The organism is Enterococcus sp. 7F3_DIV0205 (assembly GCF_002141365.2).
Taxonomy (GTDB): Bacteria; Bacillota; Bacilli; order Lactobacillales; family Enterococcaceae; genus Enterococcus_L; species Enterococcus_L palustris.
Map to the genome: position 1 here is coordinate 400,976 of NZ_CP147244.1, position 18,464 is coordinate 419,439.

An 18,464-nucleotide genomic window follows, 5' to 3' on the forward strand; every position below is an offset into this window, starting at 1 on the left:
GAATCTTAATTGAATTTTATATCTTTTTGTAAAAGCTTAGTTTTCTAGGGATGATGAATGTAATTCAAATAGAAATAGCTTATTCTCATTAGCAATTGATTTCAAAATGAGAATAAGCTATTTAGATAACACCTAACTTTTTTACAACTTAGTTATTGTGCTGGATCAAATTTAAATTCTCCTAAGACTTTGTCTGAGAACATGTTTGCTTTCACACTAATATCCACTGGTTTTGAAGGGTCTTTGACTTCATAATTAGAAACTGAATGTACTGTACCATTTGGTTTAACATCCACGACACCTTGGCTAGTTTCTTCTGTAAATTTTTCATGATCAGCAATAATACCCATATTTAATTCTTCAACTGTGTTTTCAAATTCTTGTGATACTTTGAAAGAGTATAAAAATGAGGAATAAGCTTGAACATTCTCTTGGCTATGGTTTGTAAAATCAAAAGTAATCGCTAAAACAGTAGAATCTTGATATCCCTCAAGATATTCATGACCAGTAATCTTAATTGTGTAATCTTTTGTAGTGAGAATGTTATCTTTAAATGTATCTGTACCTTTTTCTTTTGCTGAATCCTTAATTTCTGATGATGCCTCAGTTTTAGTAGAATCTACCTTCTCTTTTGATGTGTCATTTCCACCACATCCAACTATTAAAAATGATAATAACCCCAATGCACTCACACTTAAAAACTTCTTCATTTCTTGACCTCCAAATAATAATAATATTTATTTTTACTATTAAAAATTTGATTATTTTAATAGTATAAACCTTTAGTTGATTATTTATAGTAAAAAAGTTCTTTTTACTGGATCGTTCTAGATGAACACGAAAAGTCATTCATCATTCATTATAATATTTGTAACGGGTATAGTAAATACTTTCGGCATTATAAATTATGATTAATGGAAAAACAATAGATAATTATAAAACAATAATATTAAAAATGTCGATTGTTTGTTTTGATAAGAAAGGGAACATTTTTGCGTGCTTATAGTTTTTCTGTAGTTTATTTTTAGATTGTTTTAAAGAGACTTAATAATTTGTCTGTATTCGTTAGATTACAAAGAAAAAGATAGCAGTATTTTTCCAAACTTTACCTTTTCTTTATTCTTTTTTTGAGTTGTTTTTTCACTTATTTATTAAAGTATAGATAACAAATTATTTTAAATGGTGAGCAATAAAAACTAGTAGACAAAAGAAAAGAGGAGAACAAATAATGAATAAAAAACTTAATGCATTTCATTTGAAAATTATTGCAGTGACTGCTATGGCCGTCAATCATGCTGGGATTATTTTTTCATGGAGCCACAGTACAAACACGATAGGATTTTTTGCAATCTCAGAATTTGTCGGGAGGTTTACATTTCCGATCATGGCCTATCTATTAGTAGAAGGATTTCATTACACTAAAAATGTAAGAAAGTATTGTATGAGGTTAATTCTTTTTTGGCTAGTGTCGATTTATCCATTCTATCTGCTTCATAACCCAACATATGCTTTTTCGATTACTGATATGCCTAATAATATTTTCTTTACTCTATTGATGGGATTATTGATGTTGATTGTTTATTCACGAACGAGTAATAAAGTAATGCGCGTACTAACAGTTTTACTATTTAGCATTCTGACGATCCTTTCAGATTGGTCCATTATTGGGGTTCTTATAATTTGGTCTTTCTATATAAATCACAATCAAATAGGTAAAAAAAGAACAATGATTGGCACATTTATGCTTTTTGAAACTATTTCGCTTGTTGGTTTGTTCATGAATAATGCTGCGCCATCTTGGATAGCAGAAGCATTTTCGCAATTTGGTTTTTTAGCAGTGTTATTTTTATTAGTACAATATAACGGTGAAAGAGGCTATTCTCCTAAATGGGTCAAATGGGGATTCTACTGGTTTTATCCGATTCATTTAGTTGTACTTGAACTGGTTAGGTATTTCTTTCTATAAATTGATGATTCAAAAAAAGCCCATGGGTGTTCAAACTTGAGGGCTTTTTTGATATATATTCTGATATAATGAATAGCAATGGTTAAAAATAATCTAAGCTATGGACAAGAAGGATGAAGAAGAAAAATGAATAACATTTTGATTGTGGAAGATGATTCTTATATTAATGATCTACTCTATGAAACATTAGTAACAGAATCATTTTCCTGTACACAAGCTTATTCTGGGTCAGAAGCATTGTTGTGTATAGAAAAGAAAAACTTTCAAGTTATCTTATTAGACTTAATGTTGCCAGGGATTACGGGAGAAAAATTAGTACCGCTTATAAAAGAAAAATGTACTGCAGCAATTATTATCATTTCATCAAAAGATGTGTTAGATACTAAAGTTGAGATGTTGACTAGTGGAGCAGATGACTATATGACGAAACCTTTCGAAATTGAAGAGCTATTGGCGCGTATTCAAGTACAATTGCGAAAAAGTAGCCCTTATCAAGGGAGTTTGAAGTCATTTCGATCGTTGACACTGAATAAAGATAGAAATGCTCTATTTGTAGCAGGGCAGGAAATTGCCTTAACACATAGAGAATTTAACATCATGGAGTTGTTCCTGTCTTATCCTAAAAAAATATTTAGTAAGCAAGAAATTTATGAATATGCCTGGAATGATTTTTATGTAGGTGAAGATAAGACAGTCAATGTTCATATTTCAAATATTCGTCAAAAAATCAAAAAGGAAACGCAAGAAGAGTGGATCAAAACAGTTTGGGGAGTGGGCTTTACTTTACAAAGTTAGGTTTTCAAATTTTCTTTAACTCTTTTTTATGTTGAATTTGTATCTGTAAGATAAAGTAAGTTTAACCAGAAAGAGAGGAAACAAACAATGAGTGATTATTTGTTAGAAACAAGGTCTTTAAGTAAGAAATATAACGATCGCTTTGCTGTTGAACATGTGGATTTACATATCAAACGAGGAGCGATTTATGGATTAGTAGGGAAGAATGGGGCAGGAAAAACGACCATTATGCGAATGCTTAGTGGATTGGCGACTCCGAGTAGTGGAGAAATTTCTTTGTTTGGAGAAAGTGGAACGCAGGCTAAAAGTCATTTTTCTCGTATCGGCGTCTTGATCGAAGAACCTGGTTTATATGAGGATATGAGTGCAGTTGATAATTTGAAATTGAAACAAATTGCTATAGGTTTACGTGGGAGAGATTATATATCAACATTATTAAATATGGTAGGATTGGCTGAAATAGGTAATAAGAAAGTCAAAGAATTTTCTTTAGGGATGAGACAGAGACTAGGAATCGCAATGGCTTTGATTGGTGAACCAGATTTATTGATATTAGATGAGCCCATTAATGGTTTGGATCCAGAAGGAATTGTTGAAATACGAGAGATTTTGATAAAATTGGTGGAAGAAAAAAATATTACTATTATGATTTCTAGTCACTTGTTAGAGGAGCTTGCCAAAATGGCTACTGTCTATGGATTTATAAATAAAGGGAAGCTGATTCAAGAAATTTCCCATGAGAAACTAATGAATGAATGTAACCAGTTTATCGAGATACAATTAGATGCCCCTATGCTTGCAACTACTGTGATTGAAAAGTTAGGAATTCTAAATTATAAAGTAGTAAACCGAAATACGATTCGTATTTATGAACAATTATCTAGAAGTAGTGAAATTAATTTAGCTCTAGCTAAGGAGAATAGTGCGATTCATTCAATTACAACATCTCAGGTTTCATTAGAAGATTATTTTTTAGCTTTAACAGAGGGGACTAACTATGGTTAATGTCATAAAAATGGATTTATACCGGATGTTTCGTTCAAAAAGCACCTATTTTGTATTGGTCGGACTGCTATCTTTTATGATTATGTTGATTCTACCAATGAACAATTCAATAGGTGAACCTGATGCAGATGTTAAGTTAGGTATTAGCACGAATACTGAGGAACTCAAAAATATAATGGATTTAAAATTATTATTTACAATCATGGCAGGAAGTAACTCATTTATGATGGGAATAGTGATTTTTAGTGTCTTATTTATCAATCGTGAAGAAGTTTCTGGATTTACTAAAAATATTGCAGGGCAGGTTCAAATTAGAGGAATGCTAGCTTTATCAAAATTTGTTAGCCAATCTGTATTTGTGTTGCTTTCTTTTAGTAGTGGTCTATTAGTTTTCTTTACTGTTGGTAACATTGTTTTTGAGTCAGTGAAGATCGGAAATATTTTTGACTTATTCAAAGAAGTAGGCTTACAATTTATTTTTCATGTTGCATTTGCTGCTATTGTTCTGGGAATCATCACATTGTTCAAACAATCAGTTGCTAGTATGTTAGTAGGTATTTTAATAACTTTTGGGGGACTTAGCTACATCTATAAAATCATAAATGATATTATTCATAAGTTAGTAACGGATAAAGCATTCAATATAATGAATTACACTATCACGGGAATTATTCCCAGTGTTTCAATAGATTCTTCCGTATCAACTATTGTACGTGGAATTATCGTGTCTGTTGTGTTTATTGTTATAATGTTAACTTATAGCGTTATAATGAAGCAAAAGAGAGATGTAGACTAAAAAATCAGTAGGAAGTAAGAGGTTTGTTTATGATGATAGTTGTTAGCATTGCTGGAAGCATTTGTTTGTTACTATTCGTGCGATTACTCCAGTATCGCCAACAGATAAAAAGTATCAACAAGCAAATACAGTTTATTCAGCAGCATGAAAGTAACCTCTTACTGACGAATCAATTTAGTGACAAACAATTAAATGAATTGTTAAATTTGCTTAATCAACTTTTGATTGAGCATCGTTCAAATAAAATCACTGCGCAAAAACAGGGACAACAATTGAAGGACTCAATTACAAATCTAGCTCATGATATTCGTACTCCTTTAACTTCATTGGACGGTTATTTTCAATTATTAGTAAAAAGCGAGGACGAAGAAAAGCGTCGGCAGTATATCGAAATAATCGATAATAGAGTTAAGACATTAACAGAATTATTGGAAACCATTTTTACATATACTAAATTGGAAAATGATGCATATGAGATAGAAATGGAGAAAATCCAAGTTAATCAAGTTTTACTGGAAACCATTTTTACATTTTATCAACAGTTTTCAAAAATCCAGTTAGAACCAACCATTTCGATTACCGAAACTCCACTATTTATTCTTGGAAATAGTGCTGCACTAAATCGTATTTTCTCTAATCTAATAAAAAATAGTTTGGATCATGGTCAAAGAAATGTAATAATCTCTCTTATAGCAGAGGAGGATCAAGCTGTCTTTTTATTTGAAAATGACCTATCACCAAACAGCGAGCTAGACATGTCCAAAATTTTTAGTAAATTTTATATATCGGATAAGGCAAGAGGAGGGAATTCAACTGGCTTAGGACTATTTATCGTGAAAGAGCTTGTAGAAAAAATGAATGGACAGATCGAAGCTGGATTAGTTGGGCAAGTCTTTACGATCTGTCTCAAAATCCCCCTTTTTAAATGAATAAAGCAAGTAGTACTTAATACTTGCTTTATGAAAGATGATATCATTTATTTAGTTAAGAGAGGGGTCTGCCTAAAGGCTTGCTGTCAGAGCTATCTTTGGTCTCGATATCTGTTATCGGTTTGTTTTCACTAGGCGCTACTTTAGATGGTGGGATAGCAGCCCCTAAAATAAAAGCAGTAAAGGTAAGTCCAATAATGGATAAGAGCGTTGTGATACGCTTAGGTCGTTTTATTTTTTGGTAAAGTAAAATTGATTCTAAGCGTTTTTTGATTTCTTTATTGTTTTCATAAAGGGTAATTGATGCAACTTTTTCGCTATATCTACCAGGAGAGCTAGCCATTTCGATCAATGTATTGCCATAATGGTAACGTTCTTCGTTTGTGAAGGAACGAGTAGTTGCTTCATCGCAGGCATATTCGCACTCTTGGTTCATAATTTTTTCGATAGAATAGACGACAGGATTAAACCAATGAATACAAACAATTATCTGCATAAACCATTTATAAAAAATATCCTTATTTTGATAGTGAGTCACTTCGTGAGATAAAATGCTATATAGTTGCTCCTGAGTCAAATCTTCATGAGGCAAAACAATATAATTTTTTTTAACGCCTAATAGTAGAGGCGACGAAACGAGTGGCGTTGTATAAAGATCAATGGGAGTTGTGATGTTCTTGTCTTCACAAATATCGCTCAAAATATCGATAATATCAGGATTATCAACTGCCTGCCAATCAGCTTTGATATATTTAGCGAAGCTTTGATATTTAGTGATTTTTTGGACCATTAAAGCAACAGTGATTGCTAACCAAATATATAGAATGTATGGAGCAATCGTTTGATTCTTACGTCCCATGATAATGTTATCGTTAAAAACCACATTATCGCCGACAAAGACAGAAGGCTTTCTTTTCACTTCAGAACCATAAATCATCTCGTAAATAGGAGAGGACTTGATTGAAGAAAAAAGCATGCCCACAAAGCTTTGATTCAGAGAAAAAGGCAGCATAAAGCGCAACAAAACGATTAATAATAAATAATAGTGAAAACGTCTTGAAACCTTTTTTTTCAAGAACAATCTAACAATCATCCAAATACCAAATAATATTGAACCCGAGATACTGAGGGAAATAAGCAAGTTCAATATTCTTTCAGTTATCATTCTCTATTTCTTTCCCAATATTCTTTTAAGTCATCCATTTCTTGATCAGAAATCAATTCATTTTCCACCAAAGTAGCAATCAAGCCTTTGACTTCTCCCTCATATACTTTCCCCACAAATTCTTTTGTTTCCTGTTCTAGGTACTCTTTTTCTGTTAGAAGTGCAATATATTCATTTCTTCTTCCTTTTTTTTCAACTTCCAAAATCTTTTTTTCAGTCAAACGTGCAAGAAATGTTAATATTGTGTTATTTTTCCATTCAAAATTCTTTGCGTGAAGTTCTTCAATCACTTCAGAAAACATCATTCGCCCATTATGCGCCCATATTATTCTTAATATTTCTAATTCTGAATCGGATATTTTCACTACCATATAACCCCTCCTTTTAATGTGATATTAGCATCAGATAGTGTGGACAACCTAATTATAACACTACTATTGACAAAATAGAAAAGTGCGTGATAATATAACTACAAGGTGTAGGTATAAAGTTTTTGAATGTCTATTTAACTAATGGTAGTAATCAATTTATCTACATCGAAAGCAAAATAGAAAAGGAGAGACTATATGAAAAGGAGGTATTTGGTTGGTTTATTTCTTCTTATTGGGCTTGTTTTGCTGAATGCATGTTCAATATCTCACACCCCTAAGTCAAATGCACCAAAAAGCACATTGAATAAAATCGAAGAACTTTATGGTGAACTGTCAAGTAACGCTAATTCCCCGAAAATGCTTAAACATTCAGATCAATTTAACCAAAAAATTACGTTTGTTGCTCAAGTGGATGGTGAGCCTCTTCAAGTAAAGTCAAAGGATGATACTTTGGATGGTGAGTGGTATGTTTCAGTATTCTTGATGCGTAATCGGAATACACCGATGTATTTAAATTTATCGAGTATAAAAAAAGAAAGTTGGCCCAAAAATGGCGATATTTTGCGAATTGATGGCATTCCAATAGGCTATCTATATACAAGTTACAATAATGAACGACTTGATTTACTAGATATTAAAGCAAAAGCCATAGAACGACTAGACTTAAAAAAAGCAGATGTTCCTTCTACTAAGATAATGGAAACAGAGCAATATAAGGTTGAAATTATAGGGAGTGATATTCTGTCAGACACATTTGATGATCCTAGTTTAGTTGTTTATTATACCTTTAAAAATAAAAAAGACTACACTGCAACATCACCAATCCGCACTTATTTTTTCTTTAGCCAAAAGGAGAAGCAACTTGAAGTTACTATTTTAGATGATGATAATAAGAAACTGAACTCAAAAGCAGTGCATAGAGATACCTTAGAATCCGGGGAAGAAATGCTGTATTACGAAGTTTTTAAACTATTGGATGCAGAATCAACGGTCGATTTAAATGTTTACGATGATGAATATAATCTTTTGAACACTATAAAAATATAATTGGCTGAGAAATAATTTAAAAAGGATGAAAAAATATAAAGGGAGATTCAATATGAAATATATTATCAAACAAAAATTAGTTGCATTAAAACCAACCTATGAAATTTTGGACGGTTCAGGAAACCCATTATATAAAGTAAAAGGAAGTTTTCTAGGAAGAGAAAAATTTGAGATTACTGATTTAGAAGGCTCAACATTAGCAAAATGTAAAACAGATGTCAATATTTTAAGTATTATCGGTTCATTTTTAAGGTACAATTTCAAAAAATATCATATTTTAGTGGACGATCAAAAGATTGTATCCATGGCACGTTCATTAAATATTTTCAGTTATAAATTTAAGATTGATTCTCTTATTGGAGACGTAAAATTAGGCTATGGAATGACTGGAAGTCATCAGTTTACGATGCAAGATAAAATTATTTGTGATATTGACAAAAGAAAGCTAACTTTAGGTGGCGATGAATATCACATTGAGATTGATGATGCACATGATCAAAGAGCATTTCTACTAACAACGATTGCGTTGGATCGTATCTATTATACGAAGCGATAGTCATTTAAAGTAAATTTTTTACGAAATCATAAAATAGGAGAATCAGAATAAATGAGAAATAAGAGTAAAGTGTTTGTAGTAATGTTAGTATTCAGTGTGATAATAGTTATGACTGCGTGTAGTACGTTGAAACAGGCAAAAGAGAGTATTGATAATGATGATTCTTATTCTCCTAAAATGGATGAAGGAGATAAGTACAATGCATATGTTGACTTATTAAATGTTTTATCGGACGAATTAGCAACGATTGAACATTCTTATGCTGAAAACCATATGGATGAAGAAGGTAATTTTGTACCAACGGAGCAAAAAAATGCGTATGGGTATTCAGGAGGAATTAGTTTGGTTCAAAGAGCGATCGAAAGTGCTGATAACGCACTCTCTACCAAACCAAAGATGAACGTTGACCAAGACGTAAAAGCATTGCTAACAGTTTTAAAAAAAGAAGTATCGATTTTAGAAGAAATCGAGAGCTATTATAAGGAAAAAGATTTTTTGAATGATCATGATGAAAAAGGAAAAGAATTAAATAGCAAATTATTATCAGCCTATAAAGAAGCAGACGGACCAATTAAAAAGTTCTCCGATAATATGCAAACTTTGATGAGTGAAACAGATAAAAAAGATCGTGAAGTTCATGAAAAAGAAGGAAATGAAATTTCATTAGCAATGTTACAGTTTATTGACGCCGCAAAGGAAGTGAGAGATTTGGTTGACGATAGCATAACGGAAGATGGAACAGTAAATTTAACTACAGAGAAATATGCTGAAGTCAATACTAAGGTTTCTAAAGCGTTGGATAAGCTTAAAGAAGTTCCTAAAGATTCAAAAGCTATAGAAAAAGAAGGCTTTTCTTCATCAACTGCAAGTATCTATATTGACAGATTTGTAGATAAAGCATCAGATTTTAAAAGTGTCTCAAATGCGCTTTCTGTAAGTTTTGGAGGAGATGAGGAAACGCTGAGTGATGCTGTGGCGAAATTATCAAGTGAGTATTCCGAGTTAATTGATGCTTATAATAATATTTGATTGCATGAATGTGTATTATATAGTAAACTAAACAAGTCTGAAAAATCAATACCTTAACAAATAACTATCCTTATCCCATCTCATTCGAGGTGGGATTTTAATATGTAAGAGAAGATGAGAGGAAGAAGAACTAAGTTAAATGAGTAATTTCTCATAAACGAAGAAAAGTGTATACTTCCATTCAATAACGTCGTATAATAACAAATGTAGTATAATTGTAATTTAAATTAATAGGTCATTTCATTCGTAAGGGTGTTTTAATTCCTCTTTTTTTAACACAAAGGTATTGCAAAAATTAATCGTGCTAAAAGCACTAGGAGGAACACATTTATGAATACAGGTACAGTGAAATGGTTTAACGCAGATAAAGGTTTTGGTTTTATTACTCAAGATAACGGAACAGATTTATTCGCACACTTTTCAGCAATCCAAGGTGACGGATTCAAATCTCTAGACGAAGGTCAAAGCGTATCATTCGATATCGAAGAAGGTCAACGTGGACCACAAGCCGTAAACATTGTTAAAAACTAATTGAAATGTTTAAAGCGATCCAATCTTTATTGGGTCGCTTTTTTATTACAAAAAAACTCATTCACTCCGAAAAGGAATCAATGAGTTTTTTGATACTTTCATCAATTCAATAATACAGCAATAGAAGCAGCCATATCATTGTATCCATAGTCACCAACATTTATAGTTTGATGTGATAGACGATAGTTGTTGATAGTCAAGGAACGACCTTGTAAGTTTTTGTAATCCCAAAGAGTGCTGTAGCCACGGCCAAATACATAAACTGAAGAACAGTCGTCATTTAATTTGTTATTACCACCTAAGTTCCTCCAAGTGCCCAAGTCAATTCTATGATTGTATCCTTTACGATCTCTGCGTTTGTAAAAAATCGCAAAACCAGTTGATTCAGTTGGCTGACGTCCTTCGGTATTAATGAATACTTGCCTTTGTAGGTGAGAGTCAAATCGATGCAACACCCGAGCGCCTTGGTCATTTGCTGTTAAATAAGCATATTCGCCAGCTGCAGAAGCTTCTGTAGCAAAAACTAAAATAATGCCAACCCACAAGCTAAAACCAACTACAATATTTACAATGCTTTTTTTCATATGAAACACTCCTTTTTAAAATATATTATATAATGTATTTTATATATAACATTACGAGCGCTTTGTTTTTGTTTGTCAAGTAGAATTTAAAAAAAGAACGAATGTGTTGCATGAAAATAGATGAAACAAATTATATCTCTTAGTTCTCAAGTGCTATCAGTTGAAATTTTATTTGTTTGAAGTTAATATACATACATACCAACAACAACCCTTTTTATTTTTTCATTTTACTCTTTAGAGTAAAACTCCTTTTCCCATCTTCATTAGAGGGTGGGATTTTTTTATTTTATAAAAAATAAAACGTTTAAATATGATTTAAAAAAATAATGAATATTCGAGGGTTATTAGTTGATAATAAATAAAAATAATAGTATTATAAATTCATACCAACAACAACCCTTTTTATTTTTTCATTTTACTCTTTAGAGTAAAACTCCTTTTCCCACCTTCTCTAGAGGGTGGGATTTTTTTGTATCGACTATTTTCTTTATTCTAAAATAAATATAAATAAAAAAGAAACCTGGATTTTAGGTTTCTTTTTTTATTGTTTCTTTATCCAATCATTACACTTTCATCCGGATATTTAAATTTAGCTTGTTGTTTTTGCCCTTTCGTCAATAGTGAAAAACCAACAGTATAAATACCGACTCGCCCAATATACATCAATAACATGATGATTATTTTTCCTACAAAAGTTAGCTCAGGTGTTAAACCCATTGTGAGTCCAACCGTTCCAAATGCAGAAAATACTTCAAAAGCAACATATTCTATGCCAGAGGACTCAGGTATATTTTCTGTGATCGTCAAAAGCATGATTGAAAGTACGCATAAAGTTAATGTGATAAAAAATAGGGTCAAGGCACGAAAAACAGTACTGTTTCGAATTGTTCTTCCTTGGAATTCTGCTCGTGTTCGTCCTTTGAATATGGAAACAATTTGAATTACCAATACAGCAAAGGTGGTAGTTTTAAGCCCACCAGCAGTTGAGCCAGAAGTTCCGCCGACATACATCAAAAATATAGTTGTGATCAGTCCAGCATTGGTCATTTGCATATAATCGATTGAATAATAACCAGCTGTTCTTGGTGTTACAGACATGAAAAACGTATTAGCTAACCGGTCAAAAAAGCTAGTCCCAGTGGTTAAATTGCTTGCATTGTGTTCAGTGATGAAAAATAGAATGAAGCCGCCGATCAATAAGGATAAGGTTGTAATTAACGCAATTTTGGTATGCAAAGAAAATTTGCGTTTCTCTTTAAACCGTAATAGATCTTGCCAAACAATAAAACCAAGCCCGCCAGAAATGATTAAGCCGCCAATAACCAACAGGACAAAAGGATTATTTTGGTAAGGAGTCAGGCTGTCTCCCAATAAGTCAAAGCCTGCGTTACAGAAACTAGATATGGAGTGAAAGAGCCCAAAGAAAAGACCTTTTTTCCACCCAAACTCAGGAACAAATTGGATTGAAAGTAAAATTGCTCCTATAAGCTGAATGATTGTTGCTAATTTAACGACGTACATCATCAATCGAAATGCACCAGACATATCATCTAGATTTAGTGCCTCACGCAGTAAAATACGGGTACTCAGTGTGATTTTTTTGCGCAGAATAAAATAGAGAAGAACGGGCATCGTCATGAATCCAAGCCCACCAAGTTCAATTAAAATCATGATAAGTAATTGACCATAGGCATTCCAATGTAATGCAGTATTAAGTGTTGTTAAGCCTGTTACACAAACAGCAGAAACAGCCGTAAATAACGCATCGATAAACGGTGTTGCATGACCACTACGCGAAAATAGGGGTAAGGATAAAAGGGCTCCACCAACAAAAATCAATACGATAAACCCTAAAGCTAAAACCTGAACAGCAGATAAACGTTTTTTGACTATAGTCGTAATTTTCTTTTTTCTCATCTTTTCCTCGGTCATAAATACCATGTTGAACAGTATTTTTTATTTTTATTTGATAAATCCAAGTGTACCATTTTATGAAATAATTACCAGTAATTTAAAAATGAAATAGCATATTTTTAGTTCAAGAGTTGGATGGTTTCGTTTTGAACTAAGAATCAAAAAAATTTTTTATTTTAAAAAGAAAACGCTTGTAAAAATTCAAATAATAAAGTATCATACAAATACAGCTAAATTGTATATACAAGTTGTGGAGAGGAGCAAAGAAGATGGGTAAGTTTCAAAATGATGCAAAAAAACTGTTAGAAGATGTAGGTGGAAAAGAAAATATCGCAGCTGTTTCACATTGTGCGACTCGGATGCGTTTTGTTCTTAATGATCCAAGTAAGGCTGATACTGAGGCAATTGAAAAGATACCTTCCGTAAAAGGGACATTTACAAATGCCGGGCAATTTCAAGTTATTATTGGTAATGAGGTACCACAATTTTATAATGAGTTTTCTGCTATTTCAGGAGTTGAAGGCGTTTCCAAAGAGCAAGGGAAAGCAGCAGCAAAACAAAATCTAAATCCGATCCAGCGAGCGATTTCAGTTTTAGCAGAGATTTTTACTCCGTTGATTCCAGCTTTAGTTATTGGAGGATTGATCTTAGGTTTTAGAAACGTATTAGAAGGAATTCCTTTTGGTTTTTTAGATGGGCAAAAAATTGTTGAAGTCTCTCAATTTTGGAATGGTGTAAATTCATTTTTATGGTTGATTGGAGAAGCCATTTTTCAGTTCTTACCTGTAGGAATTACTTGGAGTATCACTAAAAAAATGGGAACAACTCAAATTCTAGGAATTGTTTTAGGGATTACGTTGGTGTCACCGCAATTATTAAATGCTTATTCTGTAGCGAGTACCGCTGCTGCTGATATTCCGTTTTGGGATTTTGGTTTTGCTCAAGTGAATATGATTGGGTATCAAGCTCAGGTCATTCCCGCGATGTTAGCAGGATTCTTACTTGCTTATTTAGAAATCTTTTTCAGAAAAGTTATACCGCAAGCTGTTTCGATGATTTTTGTTCCGCTGTTCGCTTTAGTACCAACAGTAATTGCAGCTCATGTAATCTTAGGTCCTATCGGTTGGGCAATCGGAAGCTGGATTTCAGATATCGTAAATGCTGGTTTAACATCGTCTCTTAATTGGTTATTCGGAGCTGTTTTTGGGTTCATGTATGCGCCATTAGTGATTACGGGTCTTCACCATATGACGAATGCAATTGATTTACAGTTAATTGCTGATTTTCATTCAACAAATCTTTGGCCGATGATTGCATTGTCCAATATTGCTCAGGGATCTGCGGTATTAGCTGTCGTTTTCATGCATAGAGGAAATAAGGATGAAGAACAAGTTTCAATTCCAGCTATGATTTCATGTTATTTAGGTGTTACAGAGCCAGCGATGTTTGGGATCAATCTGAAATATGTTTACCCATTTGTTGCAGGGATGATTGGTTCTGCTTGTGCTGGATTATTTTCTACATTGCTTGATGTAAAGGCAATCAGTATTGGGGTTGGTGGATTACCAGGGATTTTATCTATCGTCCCTAAGTATTATCTATCATTTTTCGGGGCGATGTTGATCGCTGTTGTAGTTCCATTTGTTTTAACATATCTGTTTAGAACGAAAGGGATTTTCAATAAGCTTGATCCTGTTGATGAAGCGACAGGAAAATTATTTGTAGAAGAAAATCAATAAAAGTGATGAGTGTTGAAGAGTATTTCCATTTTTAGAGTGTTAAAGCGAGGCAAAAAAATTTGCTTCGCTTTTTTTTAAGATTAGGATCTAACAATTGCTACTTAACGTATCTGATCTGCCTAGAATTGAAATGATAATACATTACTCTAGCTCATTTCACTTTTCTAATAAAAATAGTTGGCTTTTTTTGTTGTTTCGGGTAGACTAAATAGGGCTTAAGAAAAGGGAGAATGAGAGATGGATATTTATTTAAAAAGTGCAATTTTACACATTATTGATCGGGAAACTGGGACTCCAGTATTTTCTGCGAAGGAATTAGATTTAACAACAGAATACATTCGTGTTTATCTGACAAGCAAAATAACAAAACTTTCAACGGCTCAAACTAAAACAGGTATTCTGGCGGAAGAAAGTTCATTTGTTGATAAAATGCGGGGGATTCCAAATGACTTTATTCAAAAAAGTCAACAGCTAGCTCAGCATTGGTATGATGTTTATTCTGGTAGTGAAGATGCGCCAAGCGCTGATGTTCTGTTCATTTTATACGAATTAGATACTGTGATGCATTTAGCCATGATCAAATTGAACTACAAAGAAAGCTATACACATTATGTAGATTATGAAGATGAGGCTGTCTACAATAAACTGATCATCAATCGAGCGATTTTACCTTCAAAATCGCAAAAGCCTGATGAGGGAATGACTGTTAATCTAGATACATTGGCTTATGAGTTATTAGAAAAACGCTACGAATTTTCTGGAGAAAAAGTTTGGTATTTTTCTGAGAAAGTAATTGAATCACAACCGGCGCCTTCTATAGAAGAAAATATGAAGGAAATCAAAAAAGCTGTGAAACGCATTGGTAAAAAATTTAATGAAGATGAATTTGAATTGATTGCTTCTGTGAAAGAAGCGGTGTATGAGAGTATTGAAGAAACTGGAACGATAGATAATGAGCAAGTGGCTGAATTAGTGTTTAAAGAAAATATTTCGGCTCGTATGGCTTATCAAGACGAAGTCAATGAATCAAAATTTGTAGATAAAACGCCACCAGTTCGGGAAGCCAGAGAAATTTCAGAGAAAAAATTTGGGAAGCAAAAGTTGAAAATGAGCAATGGGATTGAATTGATCGTTCCGATAGACGTTTATCGAAATGGCGAATTGATTGAATTTGTTAATAATCCGGATGGTACTGTATCGATTGTTTTGAAAAACATCGAAAAAATTAGCAATCAGTTATAGGAAAAAACAGGTTGAGACAAAAGTCGATTAGGTTCGAGTAATTTGAGTAAAAAGCGAGCAATACACTTGTTGTATTGCTCGCTTTTTGTCAAATTGCTGAAGAACCTGGCTTTTGGACACCGTTAATTAAGTTTTAAAGTGCACATCAAAACTGAGTTTTAGTTTTGTTACGCACTTTTTTGGAAGAGCAAACTGTTAATCGACCAATTGTTCAAGAGCTTTTTTGGGAACTGCTGTTTCGGGCACTTCTTCCCAACTAAGTACGCCTTTTCGAGGGTTAACTTTTAATTTTAAGTAAGCGTTGATTCGTAATGGTTTATCCCTAATTTCATACATTTTTTGGACATTTTTTTCACCTTGTTTATTAAATGCTGTTTGTACGTAGTCATATTCTGTATATTTTTCACCGTTTGAAAACTTGCCAGTTTTTACTTCATCTGGTGCTCCGACACGAGTATAGTAATCTTTACCGCCAAAGTAATAATCATAACCAAACCAAACGCCAGCTGTTAAAAGTGCGAAAGGTAGGATAAAAAGTAGAATTTTTTTCAATTTAGTCACCTCTTACATGTAGTATGCCTTTTTTTGAAAAATGATGCCATTGAATTGTCTTAAAATAATGTGACAATTTTGTTAGAGAATCATTTTCTTGGTGTTCACAAATTCGTCAACTTATAGTTATACTTTTTTTAGAAACTCATGATACAATGTATAAAAGAATAGAGGGGGAATAAAAATGATGCCTTTTTTTGCGGTATTTGATCCAACATATATCTTAGTGATTGTAGGATTGCTAATTTCAATGGCTGCATCTGCTTATGTAAATAGTACGTTTAAAAAATACGATAAAATTCAAAGTAGAAATAATGTAACGGGTACGAAAGCAGCTCAATATATTTTGGAAAAGGAACATATTAACAATGTTGGTGTTCAACAAATTGCAGGAGACTTGACGGATAATTATAATTCCGGCAACAAAATATTAAGCTTATCAGAAGCCACAGCTCAGTCGACTTCAGTTGCAGCAATAGGTGTTGCAGCGCATGAATGTGGGCATGCTGTACAGGATCATACTGGCTACAGTCCACTGAAAATTCGAGCAGCAATCGTTCCTGCAGCTAATCTAGGTTCTGCAATATCATTTCCGATTATTTTGGTTGGTGTATTGCTAAGTTGGAATCAAACATTGATTAATATTGGAATAGTCGCATTCTCATTGGCGCTATTATTTCAGTTAGTTACCTTACCAGTTGAATTTAATGCATCACGTAGAGCATTGAAGATTTTGTCAGAAGGGAACATTTTAACAGAAGAAGAAGTCCCAATGGCCAGAAAAGTCTTGTTTGCCGCAGCATTGACATATGTCGCAGCCGCTTTAGCAACTTTTTTACAGTTGCTACGTCTGATTATTTTATTTGGCGGCAACAATCGTAGAGATTAAAAACGTTGTGCGATTTTGTTTTATTACCTCAATTTTTGAGAGTATGTTATCATAAGAATAGATAGTAAGAAGGAGCTGAAAAGAATGAAAACATCAACAAAAATTAGTATTGGTTTAAGTATTGCCGCAGTAGCTGGTGTGTCAGTCGCTGTGATTGCTTCTGAGAAGATTGTCAAAAAAGTTTATCATGTATCAAATCGATTTAAAGCGAAAAAATTTGTGAACGATAAATTTGGCGGTAATGAAAAATTGCTAGGAATTGTAGATGATTTATCTGATGATGAGCTTGATTCTATGATGAATGTTTTAGGCAAAGTCAAAGACGGCAGAAAAAAAATCTCTTCTTACGGAGAATCCTTAAAAGACAACACTGAGAACTTGAAAGATCGTTTAGTCAGTTTTGTTGAAGAAATGATGTAAAAAAGTAGGGCGAGCATCTTACAAGGGTGCTCGCCCTACTTTTTATTATTTGGTAATCAATAGATAACAAAATACAAGATCATCCATGCGCTTTAAAGAAAGACCTGTTTGTTCGTAAAACTTTTCTAATCGGTAATGTAAAGTATTACGATGCATATATAAATCTTTTGCTGTTGAACTAATATTTCCTTGATTATGCCAAAGAGCGAGGACGATCTGCTGAATTTCGTCTGTCAAAACGAGTTGCTTTGAAAAGGTCTGAACAATTTTACTATGATTCATTGCGTCGTTAGTAAAATAGTGTAATGCTACATCTGGTAAGGAAAATGTAGATTTGCCACGAAGATTTTCAACTTCTGTTTTGAAAATTTGCTGTTCTTCTTGAAATAATGCGAGCGATTGCTCATTCGCTGGGAAAAAACTACCGACAAAAACAGTAGTGGAAGAATCAAAATCGGCATCTAAAGTTAAGAAAATACTTTTAAGTTCCTCTAGATTATAGTGATTTTTATTGTACTGTTCAATTAAAACGCCATCCATTTCGCTTGTGAAAAAGAAATCATTTAAATTGGGAAAGATTTCTATAATGCTATTTTCCCATTCTGATTGTAAAAATGCTTTTGGTTTTTTTATTTGAAATTGCATGATACGAAATGTTCCTTCGAGTTCCAGTGTCATCTGATCAAATAGATAACCAAACCAAGGATGTTTTTTTGAATCCACAAAATAGTCTTTTGTCGGGAATAATGTTTCCAATAATCGAATTTCTGATTCTTGTAGCGTTTCTTTAGCAAGGACAAAATATTTTCCATCAATTGGTAATGAAAGATCTTTACTTGTTGATTGCGTTTGCTGGATTTTCCCTGCAGGATATAGTTTAACTAATTTCTCAATAGTCATAGACACACCTCACTGGTTTATTGTACCATGAATA

General features: G+C 33.0%; 20 protein-coding genes. 13 read left to right on the forward strand and 7 right to left on the reverse strand.

Annotated elements, in window-relative coordinates; all coding sequences use genetic code 11:
• Positions 1 to 152 precede the first annotated feature (152 nt).
• Positions 153 to 710 (reverse strand): DUF5067 domain-containing protein, encoded by a 558-nt coding sequence (locus tag A5821_RS01830; RefSeq protein WP_086312815.1) that lies wholly within the window; start codon positions 708 to 710, stop codon positions 153 to 155.
• 518 nt (positions 711 to 1,228) lie between these two features.
• On the opposite strand from A5821_RS01830, the gene A5821_RS01835 reads away from it, so the two are divergent.
• From A5821_RS01835 to A5821_RS01855, 5 genes are all read left to right on the forward strand, one after another.
• Complete coding sequence (locus tag A5821_RS01835; protein ID WP_086312816.1) at positions 1,229 to 1,966, forward strand: TraX family protein; 738 nt, start codon at positions 1,229 to 1,231, stop codon at positions 1,964 to 1,966.
• Positions 1,967 to 2,092: 126 nt separating this feature from the next.
• Complete coding sequence (locus tag A5821_RS01840) at positions 2,093 to 2,761, forward strand: response regulator transcription factor (RefSeq protein WP_086312817.1); 669 nt, start codon at positions 2,093 to 2,095, stop codon at positions 2,759 to 2,761.
• A gap of 87 nt (positions 2,762 to 2,848) precedes the next feature.
• Positions 2,849 to 3,766, forward strand: a complete 918-nt coding sequence (locus tag A5821_RS01845; RefSeq protein ID WP_086312818.1) for an ATP-binding cassette domain-containing protein — start codon at positions 2,849 to 2,851, stop codon at positions 3,764 to 3,766.
• Complete coding sequence (locus A5821_RS01850; protein WP_086312819.1) at positions 3,759 to 4,562, forward strand: hypothetical protein; 804 nt, start codon at positions 3,759 to 3,761, stop codon at positions 4,560 to 4,562. Before A5821_RS01845 ends, A5821_RS01850 begins: the two co-directional genes overlap by 8 nt.
• 29 nt (positions 4,563 to 4,591) lie before the next feature.
• A complete protein-coding gene (locus tag A5821_RS01855; protein WP_086312820.1) occupies positions 4,592 to 5,491 on the forward strand; it encodes a sensor histidine kinase in 900 nt (299 codons plus the stop codon).
• Positions 5,492 to 5,546: 55 nt separating this feature from the next.
• Here the strand turns inward: A5821_RS01855 and A5821_RS01860 are convergent, their stop codons facing one another.
• Together A5821_RS01860 and A5821_RS01865 are read right to left on the reverse strand one after the other, a co-directional pair.
• On the reverse strand, positions 5,547 to 6,572 hold the full coding sequence (locus A5821_RS01860; RefSeq protein ID WP_249921815.1) for a M56 family metallopeptidase: 1,026 nt from the start codon (positions 6,570 to 6,572) through the stop codon (positions 5,547 to 5,549).
• Between the two features lie 80 nt (positions 6,573 to 6,652).
• On the reverse strand, positions 6,653 to 7,027 hold the full coding sequence (locus tag A5821_RS01865) for a BlaI/MecI/CopY family transcriptional regulator (protein WP_170922931.1): 375 nt from the start codon (positions 7,025 to 7,027) through the stop codon (positions 6,653 to 6,655).
• Positions 7,028 to 7,222: 195 nt separating this feature from the next.
• Here A5821_RS01865 and A5821_RS01870 point away from each other — a divergent pair, with 195 nt between their 5' ends.
• From A5821_RS01870 to A5821_RS01885, 4 genes are all read left to right on the forward strand, one after another.
• Positions 7,223 to 8,074 carry a DUF5067 domain-containing protein gene (locus A5821_RS01870; protein ID WP_086312822.1) on the forward strand — a complete coding sequence of 284 codons (852 nt, stop codon included), beginning with the start codon at positions 7,223 to 7,225 and terminating at the stop codon, positions 8,072 to 8,074.
• A gap of 52 nt (positions 8,075 to 8,126) precedes the next feature.
• Positions 8,127 to 8,630, forward strand: a complete 504-nt coding sequence (locus A5821_RS01875) for an LURP-one-related/scramblase family protein (protein WP_170922932.1) — start codon at positions 8,127 to 8,129, stop codon at positions 8,628 to 8,630.
• A gap of 51 nt (positions 8,631 to 8,681) precedes the next feature.
• Positions 8,682 to 9,659, forward strand: a complete 978-nt coding sequence (locus A5821_RS01880; RefSeq protein WP_086312824.1) for a DUF3829 domain-containing protein — start codon at positions 8,682 to 8,684, stop codon at positions 9,657 to 9,659.
• A 330-nt stretch (positions 9,660 to 9,989) separates the two neighbouring features.
• Positions 9,990 to 10,190 carry a cold-shock protein gene (locus A5821_RS01885; RefSeq protein WP_010761095.1) on the forward strand — a complete coding sequence of 67 codons (201 nt, stop codon included), beginning with the start codon at positions 9,990 to 9,992 and terminating at the stop codon, positions 10,188 to 10,190.
• A 101-nt stretch (positions 10,191 to 10,291) separates the two neighbouring features.
• Here A5821_RS01885 and A5821_RS01890 read toward each other — a convergent pair whose 3' ends face one another.
• Together A5821_RS01890 and A5821_RS01895 are read right to left on the reverse strand one after the other, a co-directional pair.
• The gene (locus A5821_RS01890) at positions 10,292 to 10,774 is read right to left on the reverse strand and encodes a hypothetical protein (protein WP_086312825.1); all 483 of its coding nucleotides are present in this window, start codon (positions 10,772 to 10,774) and stop codon (positions 10,292 to 10,294) included.
• Positions 10,775 to 11,326: 552 nt separating this feature from the next.
• Entirely contained in the window at positions 11,327 to 12,691 is a 1,365-nt protein-coding gene (locus A5821_RS01895; protein WP_086312826.1) for a TrkH family potassium uptake protein, read from the reverse strand.
• Between the two features lie 266 nt (positions 12,692 to 12,957).
• On the opposite strand from A5821_RS01895, the gene treP reads away from it, so the two are divergent.
• The gene (gene treP, locus A5821_RS01900; protein ID WP_086312827.1) at positions 12,958 to 14,427 is read left to right on the forward strand and encodes a PTS system trehalose-specific EIIBC component; all 1,470 of its coding nucleotides are present in this window, start codon (positions 12,958 to 12,960) and stop codon (positions 14,425 to 14,427) included.
• Positions 14,428 to 14,664: 237 nt separating this feature from the next.
• Positions 14,665 to 15,669 (forward strand): nucleoid-associated protein, encoded by a 1,005-nt coding sequence (locus tag A5821_RS01905; RefSeq protein ID WP_086312828.1) that lies wholly within the window; start codon positions 14,665 to 14,667, stop codon positions 15,667 to 15,669.
• A gap of 195 nt (positions 15,670 to 15,864) precedes the next feature.
• On the opposite strand, the gene A5821_RS01910 is transcribed toward A5821_RS01905, so the two are convergent.
• Positions 15,865 to 16,221, reverse strand: coding sequence for a YxeA family protein (locus A5821_RS01910; protein WP_086312829.1), 357 nt, complete (start codon positions 16,219 to 16,221; stop codon positions 15,865 to 15,867).
• Positions 16,222 to 16,405: 184 nt separating this feature from the next.
• Here A5821_RS01910 and A5821_RS01915 point away from each other — a divergent pair, with 184 nt between their 5' ends.
• Both A5821_RS01915 and A5821_RS01920 read left to right on the forward strand, forming a co-directional pair.
• A complete protein-coding gene (locus A5821_RS01915; RefSeq protein WP_086312830.1) occupies positions 16,406 to 17,110 on the forward strand; it encodes a zinc metallopeptidase in 705 nt (234 codons plus the stop codon).
• An 84-nt stretch (positions 17,111 to 17,194) separates the two neighbouring features.
• On the forward strand, positions 17,195 to 17,530 hold the full coding sequence (locus A5821_RS01920; protein ID WP_010761101.1) for a hypothetical protein: 336 nt from the start codon (positions 17,195 to 17,197) through the stop codon (positions 17,528 to 17,530).
• 45 nt (positions 17,531 to 17,575) lie between these two features.
• On the opposite strand, the gene A5821_RS01925 is transcribed toward A5821_RS01920, so the two are convergent.
• Entirely contained in the window at positions 17,576 to 18,430 is an 855-nt protein-coding gene (locus A5821_RS01925) for a helix-turn-helix domain-containing protein (RefSeq protein WP_086312831.1), read from the reverse strand.
• Between the last annotated feature and the right edge of the window lie 34 nt (positions 18,431 to 18,464).

Excerpts from the sequence above, each read along its gene's own strand:
- A5821_RS01830 (WP_086312815.1), bottom strand. The coding sequence starts at position 710 with ATGAAGAAGTTTTTAAGTGTGAGTGCATTGGGGTTATTATCATTTTTA.
- A5821_RS01835 (WP_086312816.1), top strand. The coding sequence starts at position 1,229 with ATGAATAAAAAACTTAATGCATTTCATTTGAAAATTATTGCAGTGACT.
- A5821_RS01840 (WP_086312817.1), top strand. The coding sequence starts at position 2,093 with ATGAATAACATTTTGATTGTGGAAGATGATTCTTATATTAATGATCTA.
- A5821_RS01845 (WP_086312818.1), top strand. The coding sequence starts at position 2,849 with ATGAGTGATTATTTGTTAGAAACAAGGTCTTTAAGTAAGAAATATAAC.
- A5821_RS01850 (WP_086312819.1), top strand. The coding sequence starts at position 3,759 with ATGGTTAATGTCATAAAAATGGATTTATACCGGATGTTTCGTTCAAAA.
- A5821_RS01855 (WP_086312820.1), top strand. The coding sequence starts at position 4,592 with ATGATGATAGTTGTTAGCATTGCTGGAAGCATTTGTTTGTTACTATTC.
- A5821_RS01865 (WP_170922931.1), bottom strand. The coding sequence starts at position 7,027 with ATGGTAGTGAAAATATCCGATTCAGAATTAGAAATATTAAGAATAATA.
- A5821_RS01870 (WP_086312822.1), top strand. The coding sequence starts at position 7,223 with ATGAAAAGGAGGTATTTGGTTGGTTTATTTCTTCTTATTGGGCTTGTT.
- A5821_RS01875 (WP_170922932.1), top strand. The coding sequence starts at position 8,127 with ATGAAATATATTATCAAACAAAAATTAGTTGCATTAAAACCAACCTAT.
- A5821_RS01880 (WP_086312824.1), top strand. The coding sequence starts at position 8,682 with ATGAGAAATAAGAGTAAAGTGTTTGTAGTAATGTTAGTATTCAGTGTG.
- A5821_RS01885 (WP_010761095.1), top strand. The coding sequence starts at position 9,990 with ATGAATACAGGTACAGTGAAATGGTTTAACGCAGATAAAGGTTTTGGT.
- A5821_RS01890 (WP_086312825.1), bottom strand. The coding sequence starts at position 10,774 with ATGAAAAAAAGCATTGTAAATATTGTAGTTGGTTTTAGCTTGTGGGTT.
- A5821_RS01895 (WP_086312826.1), bottom strand. The coding sequence starts at position 12,691 with ATGAGAAAAAAGAAAATTACGACTATAGTCAAAAAACGTTTATCTGCT.
- treP (WP_086312827.1), top strand. The coding sequence starts at position 12,958 with ATGGGTAAGTTTCAAAATGATGCAAAAAAACTGTTAGAAGATGTAGGT.
- A5821_RS01905 (WP_086312828.1), top strand. The coding sequence starts at position 14,665 with ATGGATATTTATTTAAAAAGTGCAATTTTACACATTATTGATCGGGAA.
- A5821_RS01915 (WP_086312830.1), top strand. The coding sequence starts at position 16,406 with ATGATGCCTTTTTTTGCGGTATTTGATCCAACATATATCTTAGTGATT.
- A5821_RS01920 (WP_010761101.1), top strand. The coding sequence starts at position 17,195 with ATGAAAACATCAACAAAAATTAGTATTGGTTTAAGTATTGCCGCAGTA.
- A5821_RS01925 (WP_086312831.1), bottom strand. The coding sequence starts at position 18,430 with ATGACTATTGAGAAATTAGTTAAACTATATCCTGCAGGGAAAATCCAG.